A 12,057-nucleotide genomic window follows, 5' to 3' on the forward strand; every position below is an offset into this window, starting at 1 on the left:
TCGCCCCCCGGCAGGCCAACCGGAAACCCCACCGTGCAGCGCACGCGCCATTGCCTTGATTGCGATCCCCTGGCGCAAGCGTCCCAAAAAGAAATGAGCGACCCCGAAGAGCCGCCCGAATTCTTTTTCGTCTGGCGAACGGATTAGCTGCCAGAGGTCGTGGTCGAAGAGGAACCATCACCGATCAGGACCGCAGTCAAGATCAGGCCGCCACCGGCAGCCAGAAGGCCACCGCTGCCTGCGACGGTGCCAAGACCGGTTGCCGTTGCAGTCGCAGCAGCACTACCACCGGGCAGCCAGCCCAGAGCGCGCGCTTCGTCTTCCTGTGCTGCGGTCAGTTCGCACTCAGCTTCAACCAGGTCGACATTGCCGCCGAGCTGTTCACACTGGTCCACGGTAAGGGCGCTTGCGGCGGTCACGCAGAATGCGGAAACGGCCGTAGCTGCAAAAATTGTTTTCGAGATTTTCATCGGGTCAGTCTCCAATACACTACTTTCCTTCAGCTAACACGATGCCTGTCGTGATTCAATCCGCGCAAGCGCGTCTCGGCTGATTTTTGCGATAGATGCTAGTTTATCACGCGCTCCAGATTGGCATAGCCCAATTCCGGACCAGCCCATTGACGCGACTTCCACAAATCACCGTCACGTCCTTGCCAATAGGTGTTCACGAAAACCGGTGTGTCACGCCCATCCACATGACATGTCTCGCTGAACCGGCGGGTGGCGTAGCTGCGACCAAGGATGTCGACCGTTTCGCTGCCTTCGGGAGTGAGGGAGCAATAGAGTCGAATCGCGTGAAGTTGCCCCTCGCCGTCAAGCGCCCGGAACAGGCGGGAATACTCTGCCGACTGCCCCTGTGAAAGGGCGTGATGCAGCGCCTCGGTCTCCAGGCTGTGCAGATCGGTGCCGAATCCCCGCGTGTTTCGCAGCAGGCCAGCGGCGGTGCTGACGGTGTTGCCATCGAGACTGCGCCAGATGGTAACATCACGGTTCGTGCCATATTCCAGCAATCCCACCGAAATGTCCGCATCCGGCATCCGGACGACGAGCACCGGGGCCGTGATGCCCGCCTCGGCCAACGAGGCGCGTGTTGCCGTAAACTGTGACGGTGCCTCGCCCCGGTTGAACAATCCGCCACGAATCTGCTCGAACGCAGCCGCATATGGGCTGTTCGCCGCGTCCTGCCCGCATCCCGAAAGTGCCAAGAGCGCCAAGAATGCCACAACTCGCTTCATCGCCACACCTGCGCCCATTGATCGTCGATATTGCCCAGGTGCCCATCCCGGACACGTTCATAGAGACGGTCAGGCACACCAAGCCGCGCACCCCCATCCCTGGTGATCGGCCGGATCGTGGTGCCGACGGACTGGCGGCTTGGCTGCCCGGTGAACCAGGTCACTGGTATCGAGAAGCGAATACCCTTGTCGAAGCTGCCTTCGCCAAAATCCTGGGTCGACACATCGGTCAGGGTCATGAAGGCGCCAACGCGCCAGCCATTGCGGAACTCCCGGTCGATGGACAATGTGGCACCCCAATCCCCGGCAAGGTAGCGCCCGGCATCGATCTGGACATGATAGCCATTGGCCATGTCGTAATAGGCCGACACATGACCGGTCACGACGCCGTAATCCCGGAAACCCAGCCCCATATCGAATTCACGCTGCCGCGCATAGTTGATCTCGGCCCCAAGCGCGAGGCGACTGTTGACCGGACGCCACAGCAATTCGGCTGACAGGCCGCCATACATCCGCTCCAGATACCCCACGGTCACACGGCCGTAGAGATCATTGCCGAGGCTGCGGGCATGAGAAAAGGTCAGCCGTTCCACCGCAATGCCGGTCTGACGATCGTAGAGGGGGCTGCTGGTCCGGACCGGCGGCAGATTCGAAGGCGAGGTGCGCGCCTGATCGAGGTTGCCAGCCAGTCTCTGGGTCAATGCGCCGTCAATTCTCCATCCGGGATGGAACTCGTAGGACGCAGACAGGCGCACGCCCAGGTTGATGAGTATGGGATTGTCAGGATCAAAGTAGCTGGTCCGCGTGTAGGGCCTCAGAGACCAGTCGAAGCGGGGGAACATGCCATCCACGAGGTCTTCCGCTTCGGTCGGTTGCGCAGCGCGCAGGCCTGCAACCGCCTGTAGTGCCTCGGTTGCATTCGGTTCCTGCTCCAGCGCCTCCATATCCGACCGACGCAATGTCAGGGTAGAGACGGCAAGACCTTCGTCCAGCAGGGTGATATGGAAGGTTTCGACCGAGGGTGGAAGGATTTCCGCCATCACCCGCGCGGAACGGCCAAGCGCCTGCGCAACAGCGGTGTAGCGGGTATTCTCGATCCGGATCTCTGCCTCATAGGCCCCCAGATCATATGCGACAAGGTCCTGCCCCTCGGCATCGAGCGCTTCCCTAAGCCGTTCCCCCAGTGCAGGGCGCGCGCGCGGGTTCTCTACCCAATCCGCGGTCCAAAGGTCAGGGTTCGCAGCCGGATCGGGCCGGATGGCCAATGGGCCGGGAACAGGGCGGTTGCTGACTGGCGTAACGGGGCGGCGCGGATTGAAGCTGAAGGCGAGGTTCACACCGACTTCGGACCCATAGAGATAGTAGGCCCCCAGTCGAAGCGAGCGGTTCACCTGGTACTCAACACCAAAGTTCCACGGCGACCGCCGTTCGAACACGCCCTGTGCGGTTTCGGTCCGGTAGGCGTCCGAGGAATATTCGACGATCACCCCAAGCCGGTCGGTCGGCTGCCATTCGATGCCACCAAAGAAAGCCGCCTGCCCCCGAAACCACTGATCGTATGAGATTTCGCCGCCGGTATCGCCGGGCACAAAACTCGGCCGCACATTGCTGAACGGCGCGCCGAAGGAATTGTAGCTGCCCAAGCGCCCCCAACCAACACCGCCGGTCACGGTAAGCGTATCTCCGAAAGACCGGCTGGCGACAATGTATTCGCCCGCGTAGATCCCGGTGCCCACGAAATCCTGCAATCCAATCGCGACAGAGGGCCACCAGCCACCCTCCTGCTGCTGCAGGAGTTGGTAGCGCAGATCGAAACTGCGGTCGAAATAGGTCTCGAACCCGGCAAGGTTCAGCCCCTCAGTCGCGGAGTAGCGGAATGATCCTGACAATCTGGGCGATATCTGAAAGCTCAACGTATTGCGGGTGATGCCACCGAAATGCGAAATCGTGGTCGAGAATTCGCCGTCCGGCATGACCTCGGCCGATGGCATGTCGATCATGCCAGCGGTGCCATAGAAGTTGAGCGTGGGGCGCGGGCCTGACACAGGGGTGCCGATGATATCGGCCTGCGCGACAGCACCGAAGAGACCGCCAAGGAGCACCGTGACGGCTGCAATGGCAGGTTTTACAACACCCCCGAAATCTAGAAATCCGCGCAAACCCGTTCTCCTGCTTTGAGGTTCTTAGACCACGCGCGCCGGGGCATGATCAAGCTTGCGCCTCTGCCGCTTCGGACGCTTTTGCCCGAAGCGCGTCTTTCGGGTGACAGACTTTGATCAAAGCTTAATTGCCGCCCTGAAGGGTCGCTGCATTCTGTTCGTCGCGCCCCTCGATCCAACGATCGAGCACAGCGAATGCCGCTGCTTTGTCGCCACCGGAAATCGCCTCGCGCAGGCTGCGCAAGGCCGATGCCACCTCGATCTCGGACAAGGCCTGTTCACGGGCGGCAAAGATCTTGGGGTGAGACGTGGTCAGCCGATCCTTGCTGAGCGTCAGTTCCTCGCGGAGCTTCTCGCCCGGACGCAGCCCGATGAAGGAAATCTCGATATCTCCGTCCAGGTTGTTTTCGTCCTGAACGGTATATCCGGAACTTTCGATGACCTGTCGGGCAAGGCGCTCTATGGACACCTCTTCGCCCATGTCCAGAACGAACACCTCGCCACCAGTGGCCATGGACCCGGCGCGCAAGACCAGATGCACAGCCTCGCGGACCGTCATGAAATAGCGGCGAACATCCTTGTGGGTCACGGTCACCGGTCCGCCGCGGCTGATCTGTTCCTGGAAGATCGGCACGACGGAACCAGAGGATCCGAGCACATTGCCGAACCGGACGATCGAGAAAATCGTCCCTCTGGAACGCACTGCCAAATCCTGCACCACCAGTTCCGCCAGCCGCTTCGAGGCCCCCATGACGGAGGACGGGCGCACGGCCTTGTCCGACGACACGAGCACGAAACGTTGAACGCCGGCAGATTCGGCCTCTCTTGCGAGGGTTTGGGTCCCCAGAACGTTGTTTGACAACCCCGACAGGGGATTGGCCTCGACCAGGGAGACATGTTTGTAGGCGGCTGCGTGCACGACGATCTGCACATGGTATTCGTCCAGAACCAACCGAACCTGTCGCGCGTCGGCTACCGAGCCCAGGACAGAAACCAGCTCCACACCCGCTTCCTCGGCCATCGGACGCAATTCCATGTCGATATTGAACAGGGCATATTCGCTCAATTCATACAGGATAAGCTTCTTGGGACGACAGGCCAGAACCTGACGTGACAGCTCTGCCCCGATAGAGCCGCCCGCGCCGGAGATCAGGACCGTCCGGCCGGTATAGCTGTTCCCCTCATCCCCGAGCGCGGTGACAACAGGAGCCCGGCCGAGAAACTGTGCGGGCTTTACCGGGGTCAGCTTCTCGACCAGAGGCTCTTCCCCGATCAGCTGCGCGAAGGAGGGGAGAGTCTGCACCTCCAGCCCCATCTTTTGCAGACGCCGCGCGATCTGTGCCTGCTTGGGCTGGCTGAGAGACGGGATCGCCAGCAGGACGCGGCGAATGCTCTTTTCCTGAACGATCCGCGCGATACTGGCAGGCGTGTAGACCGGCAGACCGGCAATCAGGACACCCTGCAAGGCGGTATTGTCATCCACGAATGCGACCGGGTCGATCCCCTCGTGGGTTCTCAGGGCTGTGGCCAACTGGGTGCCCGTGGTGCCTGCCCCGTAGATCAACACCCTGCATCGCGGTATCTCGCGCCGGTAGATCGCAACCACGACCTGATACATGACAACGCGACTGACTGCCGAGAACATGAAGAAGCAGATCGCGAAGACGATGCTGTTCCCAATCGGCACGTTCAATTGAAAAAGCCATCCCAATCCCGCCAGACTTGCCCCGAGATATGCGGCGAAAACGGCCGTCTTCGCCAAGGCCCGCCCTTCATAGGCATTGAGCTGGATCTGGGGAATGCCCAGAGCGATGGCAACGCCAGCCGCGACAGCCAGCAAATATGGCAGCGCGGGTAGAAGCAAAGACAGAGTTTCCAGAGGCGTGCGCGGATCCGCCTGAACCGCAAAGGTAAAAACAAGCGCCAGAGGAACCAGGCCGAGGTCAAGAATCAACAAAACGTTTCTTTTTTGCTTTCGCGTCAGAGATTTGACGAGTCTCAGCATGCGGAACTACCTACCGACCTAATAAACCGCGAAACATTCGCAGGATCACTTTAGAATGCTTTATTGGACATTCGCCCATGAAAAGCCGTTTTGAGTGACACCAGAAACGCGTAATGCCACTTTTTCAGCCTCTTCGACTTTAACCATCCCTCTCTGGAGGCACAAGGAGTCTCTCGCCGCCGCGCGGTATGCTGCCGAATTCATCCCTATACCCAAGGCGAACGCGTTCTATCCTGGCGCCTGACACCTCAGCGCTGCGAAGTGGACTCGGATCAACACGTTTTCAAACTGGCGGCAAGCCTGTACACAACCGCAAACACCCGAGCTTTTCGGCAGATGACGAAGGTCCATCGCATGTCCCAACCACAGCGCACCGCCATTGTGACGGGGTCGGCCGGTTTCATCGGCTTCCACCTCTCTTCGACGCTACTGAACGCTGGATGGCGGGTGATCGGTGTGGATGCGATGACCGACTACTACGATGTCACGCTCAAGGAAAAGCGGCAGGCAATGCTGTGCCAGTCGCGCAGTTTTCGCGCCGTCAATGACAGGATCGAACAGCCCGGCCTGCTGGAAACGCTGTTTTCCGACCATCGCCCCGATGCGGTCATCCACCTCGCGGCGCAGGCGGGTGTGCGCCATTCCATCGAAGCGCCGGAAAGCTATGTCGAGGCCAACCTGATCGGCACCTTCCGCCTGCTGGAAGCCGCGCGCGCTTATCCGCCCGCGCATCTGCTGCTGGCCTCCACCAGCTCCGTCTACGGGGCGAACCCGGACATGCCCTATGCAGAAACGGACAAGGCCGATACGCAGATGTCCTTCTATGCGGCCACCAAGAAGGCCAATGAGGCCATGGCGCATAGCTATGCACATCTCTACGGCCTGCCCACCACGATGTTCCGCTTCTTCACGGTCTATGGTCCGTGGGGGCGGCCTGACATGGCGCTGTTCAAGTTCACACGCGCGATCCTGTCGGATGAGCCGATCGACGTCTACAACCACGGCAAGATGCAGCGGGATTTTACCTATGTAGATGATCTTGTTGCCGGAATCGAAAAACTGATCGACGTCGCCCCGATCCGCCCGACCGATGGCACCGCACCACCGGAGGGCGACAGCCTGTCGCCCGTCGCCCCCTATCGGGTCGTCAATATCGGGAATTCCAACCCGGTCCTGTTGATGGAGTTCATCGCGGCAATCGAAGCGGCAACCGGTCGCGCGGCCCGCAAGAACCTGATGGCCATGCAACCCGGCGACGTACCTGCGACATGGGCGGATACCACGCTTCTGAAGCGCCTGACCGGCCACACGCCATCCACCTCGGTCGCGGATGGCGTGGCACGATTCGTCGAGTGGTACCGAGACTACTACAATCTGTGACCCCTCGGGGTCTTTGGGCAGGATCGAAAGAAAAAGCCCGGCGAAAACCGCCGGGCTTTTCGAGTGGCAGGGGCGGCAGGATTCGAACCCGCGGCCTGCGGATTTGGAATCCGCTGCTCTACCAACTGAGCTACACCCCTGTACTGGAGCCACCGGTTAAGCCATCGCACAGGCGGAATCAAGGCCCCTTTGCAGGCGGCTGGCCGCTTTCTTTCCCGGCAACGCGGCGCAGCGCAAACAGCGTGGCGGGTGGCCCCAGAAGCTCGAACACGACCGTTGTTCCGATGGTAAGCGTGATGATCGTATCCCCCCAGTCGGGAAAGCTTTCCGCCGCGACCAGCGCCATGCCGATCGCCACGCCAGCCTGTGGAAGAAGGGCGATACCGAACCAGGGGCGTTCCACTTCGCTGTCCCCCCCAAGCCGCGCGCCGATCCAGCCGCCGACGATGCGCGCTGCAATGCGCAGCCCCAGATAGGCGAGCCCGAGACCGCCCATGGTGGCCAGGTGACCCAGTTCCAGCGACACGCCCGCCAGCAGAAAAAACAGAACCATGAAGGGCCATCGGGCGTTTTCAATCTCGTGGAAGGCCTGCCGGTGATGCCGGGCAAAATTGACGATCAGCATGCCCGCCGTCATTCCCGCCAGCAGGTAAGAGACCTCCAGCCAGATCGCCAGCCCGGCGGTCAGAAAGACAAGGCCGAGCGCCTCGGTCTGCAAGGGTTCCCCCGGTTTGATCCGGCCCGTCAGCATCGCTCCTGGCACCCCGACAAAAGCACCAAGCAGCAATGCTCCGCCGATTTCGCGCAGCGCGTCCAGCAAAACCCCTTCGTGGCCGTTGCCATATAGCTCGCCCGCTGCAACAGCCATCAGGCTGAAGGCGAGCAGACCCCAGGCGTCATCCACGGCAACGATGCCGCGCAGCTTGTCGGGGAAGGCGCCGGTCATGCCCGACTGGCGGATCGCATCCTCGGTCGCGGCGGGCGCGGTGGCCGTGGCAATCGCCCCCAGAAGCAGGGCCAGACCGAGCGGGACACCCATCAATGCCAAACCGCCCGCGACGACCAGCAACGTGATCAGCACGATGCTGATTGAAATCACCACGATTTCGGCCCCGTGCGCGGCAAGGTTTCGGCGGGTCAATGCGCTGCCAAGCAGGAACGCGACCATGGTCAGGGCCGAGACGGACAGGAATTCGTACCATTCCTCGGCCTCTGCAGGCACGAGATCCAGCCCCGATCTGCCGGCGACCACGCCAGCCAGCAGCAGCAACGTCACGCGGGGCAAGCGTGTACGCCGCCCGATCTCATCGGCGGCGAGGCCAACCAGAAACAGGATGCCAAGTGTCAGAAGGGTAAGATCGAGTCTCATGTCCGCAAGCTAGCAGCGGACAGGGCGCAAGACATTGCGCGAGATCAGAGTGTCGCCAGATTGCGCCCGAACAAGAGCTCATCCAACCCCCCGAGAATGGCAATGATCTGCCCCCGGATTCGGGAAGGGGAGCGATTGCTGTGCAGAACGTGATGAAGCGACGCAACCTGCCCCGCCGACAGGGACCGTACATCGACGCCCTGCACATAGTTCGGCAGTTCTTGCTCCACAGACAGGATCAACTGTTCGCTCACGCGCTGTTGCGCATCCGCAGGGGCGCCCCCACCGATCAGCGCGAGGGTAAGGGCAAGTGCGGTCAGGGTGGAACGGATCATGGTGTCGTACCTTTTGGATGTCCTGGGTCAGCCTATCACGGTCTGACCCAGGGGGCCATGCTTTGGCCGGAGCCTGCGGGGAAAACTGCCGATGACTTACCCAGCCTTCAACAGGCGCAGATCCCCGGTGCACAGGGCATCCTCGTTCTGCAAGATCCGTTCAATCGGCCAGTCCCACCAGCAAAGTTCCAGCAGGCGGGCGATGACATCCTCTGAGAACCGCATTCGGATCACCTGTGCGGGATTGCCCGCGACAATGGCATAGGGCGGGATCTCACCCGACACGACCGCGCCGCTGCCAATGATGCAGCCACTGCCGATCCGGGCACCGGGCAGCACCCGCACCCCCTGCCCCAGCCACACATCATGGCCGATCACCGTGTCGGGACCGGGCCCTGGCATCGAGGGCCGTCCGGCAGCAGGCCCGCCTCCGAAGATCGCGAAGGGGAAGCTGGTGAACCCGTCATAGCGGTGATTGGCCGATGCGGTGATGAACTGCACCCCGTCGGCTATCTGGCAGAACTTGCCGATTATCAGCCGCTCTGGCGAGAAATCATAAAGATAGGGCGCAAGGTGAAATGCCCAATCCGACGGAGGATGGTGGGCGCTGGCATAGCTGTACGCCCCTATCTCCCATCGGGGGTGGTCGATCACGGGCTTGAGAAAAACGGTGCCCGCGTGAACGCTGCCATCGGGCAAGGGAACCGGGTGCACGGTGTCTGGCGAGGGGTATAGGTCATCCATGGAATGGGCCTTTCTTGTCTGAATGGAAACGGTTCAGATCGCGGCTTTGTCCATGACACCCTCCATGTTTCGGAATGTCGTTTTAACTCAAGACTTCATGAAAAGAAAGGCCACCCGAAGGCGGCCTCTCCACTGACAGGATGCGTTCCGTATCTCAGAACGACATGCGCAGGCTCAGCCCGACGCGGTGCTCTTCGTAGCCATCGTTGAACAAAGAGCCCTGATACTCCAGCCCCACATCCATCATGTTCCCGGAATTGCCCGTGAAGCTATAGTGCAGACCAAGACCGACATCGATCCATTCAGCATCGACGCTGTCCACCGGGGTCATGATAGCCGGAAGGTTGGACCCTGCGAACCCGCCGCTGACCATCATGTCGCCACCACTACGGCTTGCATAGGCAATACCGCCAGTAAACCGAAGCGCATCGCCACTTGCCGTGATCGAGGAGTATTCTGCGCTCAATCCGGCACGGCTGACCAGCATCTCGCTATCCTGTGCACCTACCGTCAGGTTGAAAATTCCGGCACCGGTTTCGGTATATTCATCCACCCGAAGATCGTAGTATTCGACCGACGCCATGGGGCCGAATGCCAAGTTGCCAGAATGCATCATCCAGGACGCCTCCAGCCCTGCAAACGTCGCCTGACCGTCTGTAGACCCCAGTGCAGTCTGGTTAATGCCACCAAAGGCAATGTTGCGGATGGAGTCGAAGGACAGGGACTGATAGCCGATCGCCGCTTGAAGGTGGGCAGTGCCGCCACTGAACGCTCCGGAATAGCGAGCAAAACCCGTTGCGCCGAAGGACGTGGCATCAATGGACCCGCGATTGGCCATGATATCTGCCTCGCCGTTCTGGCCACTCAGCATGAACCCGACCGACCATCCATCAGCAAGGGACAGTTCCACACCTGCGTGCACCCCCGAAGTCGACGTTGAGTATCCGGCGGAGTTGAGCGTCCGTTCCGTGTCGGACCCAGAACCGGTTAGCGCGACAAAGGCCTCGGCGGTTTCGCTTATCATCCAGCGACCTGCACCGCTCGTCACCATCTCGCTATCGGCATTGCCTGAAAGAGGCGAGCCAAGAGCGAAGAGCGCATTGGACCCGAATTCGTAGCTGACCCCTCCATAGGCTCCCAGAAAGCTGTGCCCAAGAGATTCCAGCGCCAGTTGACGTTCTGCTTCCGTGGGCAGCGCCATCACCTCGTCAACCAGGGCCAGATAGGCCGGATCGGCATTCAGGAAAGGCACATTTGCCGCGTCAAGGCTACCAGCCACCGCGAATTGGAATGGGCTTCCCGCCGCTTCCACGATGGGAGCAAATGTCGGCACGACGCGGATTGTGAATTCGCCGACTTGGATATCACCCACATCGAGGTTGAAGTTCATGTTGAGGTTCGACAGGTCCTCGATCGGCAGGACTTCGAACAACTCACCGCTTTCCATCAGCGCGGCAACGTCGGCAGGAACCTCACCGCCCGCAACATAGCTGAGCTCTGACCGATCCGCGAGCCCCAGGGCGGCCGCAAGCGCGTCGAGGCGCGGCTCCGCATCGACTGCATTGGCGTTCATGTTGCCCCAGACCCAGGCGCCGTTGCCGCCGTCAGCACGATTGTCGTACCAGGCGATCAGGGCGTCCTCGTCGGTTGTGTCCGCCACAGTCTCGTCCCAGAACATCCCGTCGGGCAGCATGTTTCGCGATAGCAGCATATCCCCGAACAGCGCCGAATGGTCTGCGTTGGTCAGATCGTAGATCGTCAGAATCGTCCCATCATCATTCTGAGATACGATGTATCCTGCCCGGTCCGTGCTGAAAAAGCCGATGTCCCCCTCCTGGCCGCCGTTTCCGAACAGACCGTCAGGGAACCAGACGCGCTGCAAGGGCGACTGACCTTCGCCGGAACCATCCAAGAAGGGCCAGTCAACGGCCTGCCCGCTCAGGGCTGTCAGCTGGTCAAAGAGCACGGCATTGCTGGGGTCGCTTGGATCCATGGCAACGAAGCCATCCCCTGTGCCGGTCCCCAGAACAAGTTGAAGGCTTTCGATCCGCGCCCCCGTGGTGTTCGACGTCTTCGCAAAGTTGAAATACTCTGTGACCCCACCGCTCGATGCAGTGGTAAACACCAGATCCAAGGGACCATTACCGGTCAGGAAGGTTTTGTACCGGTTGCCCGTTCCCGGACCTTCTGCGCATCCAGAACCGGGCTGCGACGAACGAAGGCAGTTCAGTACGCCGGCCGGGGAAAACCCGTTGCCAACGAAATCATCATTATTCGGCGCGCCGGTCACGGCCGCGATGCCTGGCTCGACCACTCCTTCCTCTTCGTCAGCAAGAACAAAGCCAAGCCCGACAGGTCCGACAAAGTCCTCGATCGTCCCTGCTACAACTGCAGTGGTCGACAAGAGCATCACGGTAAGGGCTGTAATATGCGGTCTCATGATGGACCCTGCATTCCCCATTTCAAAGTCTCCTAGTTCGATTTGTCCGAACAGGGCTCGCGGGCTGAATGCCGGGTTGCGAGCCTGTTTCCGTTGGTTGCTACCGACATACGAAAAGACTCGCTACGTGCATCAAAAGATCGAATCTATAAACTTTAGGCAATGCCAATTTTATCATTACGAAGCAACGTTGCTAAGCGGCAACGCCTGCCGATCGCAACGCTGTTTCAAGGAAAAAAAGCCGCCCTTTTGGGCGGCCTTTCCATTGGTCTTGGCGATCTGGTCGCTCAGACTTTCATGACAAAGGCCCCACGAGGGGGCCTTTGCTGTATCTGGCTAATCGTTCCGGCCCGCGGGCCAGAATCGCTTATGCGAGGATCTTCGACAC

The 12,057-nt window shown here is 60.5% G+C and carries 9 protein-coding genes and 1 tRNA gene; 1 reads left to right on the top strand and 9 read right to left on the bottom strand.

Going from position 1 to position 12,057, the window contains the following annotated elements:
* Positions 1-143: 143 nt before the first annotated feature.
* The 4 genes from EP237_RS15775 to EP237_RS15790 form a co-directional block, all read right to left on the bottom strand.
* Positions 144-419 (bottom strand): hypothetical protein, encoded by a 276-nt coding sequence (locus tag EP237_RS15775; protein WP_127561864.1) that lies wholly within the window; start codon positions 417-419, stop codon positions 144-146.
* Between the two features lie 149 nt (positions 420-568).
* Positions 569-1,255: a YjbF family lipoprotein gene (locus EP237_RS15780; RefSeq protein WP_127561865.1), complete on the bottom strand. Its 687-nt coding sequence runs from the start codon at positions 1,253-1,255 to the stop codon at positions 569-571.
* Entirely contained in the window at positions 1,234-3,396 is a 2,163-nt protein-coding gene (locus EP237_RS15785; RefSeq protein ID WP_127561866.1) for a YjbH domain-containing protein, read from the bottom strand. The genes EP237_RS15780 and EP237_RS15785 overlap by 22 nt, the downstream gene beginning before the upstream one ends.
* Before the next feature lie 124 nt (positions 3,397-3,520).
* Positions 3,521-5,401, bottom strand: a complete 1,881-nt coding sequence (locus EP237_RS15790) for a polysaccharide biosynthesis protein (RefSeq protein WP_127561867.1) — start codon at positions 5,399-5,401, stop codon at positions 3,521-3,523.
* A 354-nt stretch (positions 5,402-5,755) separates the two neighbouring features.
* On the opposite strand from EP237_RS15790, the gene EP237_RS15795 reads away from it, so the two are divergent.
* Complete coding sequence (locus EP237_RS15795; protein WP_127561868.1) at positions 5,756-6,781, top strand: NAD-dependent epimerase/dehydratase family protein; 1,026 nt, start codon at positions 5,756-5,758, stop codon at positions 6,779-6,781.
* A gap of 64 nt (positions 6,782-6,845) precedes the next feature.
* On the opposite strand, the gene EP237_RS15800 is transcribed toward EP237_RS15795, so the two are convergent.
* The 5 genes from EP237_RS15800 to EP237_RS15820 form a co-directional block, all read right to left on the bottom strand.
* Positions 6,846-6,921: transfer RNA gene (locus EP237_RS15800), tRNA-Trp, on the bottom strand.
* Between the two features lie 38 nt (positions 6,922-6,959).
* The gene (locus tag EP237_RS15805) at positions 6,960-8,150 is read right to left on the bottom strand and encodes a cation:proton antiporter (RefSeq protein WP_127561869.1); all 1,191 of its coding nucleotides are present in this window, start codon (positions 8,148-8,150) and stop codon (positions 6,960-6,962) included.
* Between the two features lie 44 nt (positions 8,151-8,194).
* The gene (locus EP237_RS15810) at positions 8,195-8,485 is read right to left on the bottom strand and encodes a hypothetical protein (RefSeq protein ID WP_127561870.1); all 291 of its coding nucleotides are present in this window, start codon (positions 8,483-8,485) and stop codon (positions 8,195-8,197) included.
* A gap of 96 nt (positions 8,486-8,581) precedes the next feature.
* Positions 8,582-9,229 carry a CatB-related O-acetyltransferase gene (locus EP237_RS15815; protein WP_127561871.1) on the bottom strand — a complete coding sequence of 216 codons (648 nt, stop codon included), beginning with the start codon at positions 9,227-9,229 and terminating at the stop codon, positions 8,582-8,584.
* Between the two features lie 154 nt (positions 9,230-9,383).
* Positions 9,384-11,669 (bottom strand): choice-of-anchor F family protein, encoded by a 2,286-nt coding sequence (locus EP237_RS15820; protein ID WP_164744731.1) that lies wholly within the window; start codon positions 11,667-11,669, stop codon positions 9,384-9,386.
* Between the last annotated feature and the right edge of the window lie 388 nt (positions 11,670-12,057).

It is taken from the genome of Nioella ostreopsis (assembly GCF_004000255.1).
Taxonomy (GTDB): domain Bacteria; phylum Pseudomonadota; class Alphaproteobacteria; order Rhodobacterales; family Rhodobacteraceae; genus Nioella; species Nioella ostreopsis.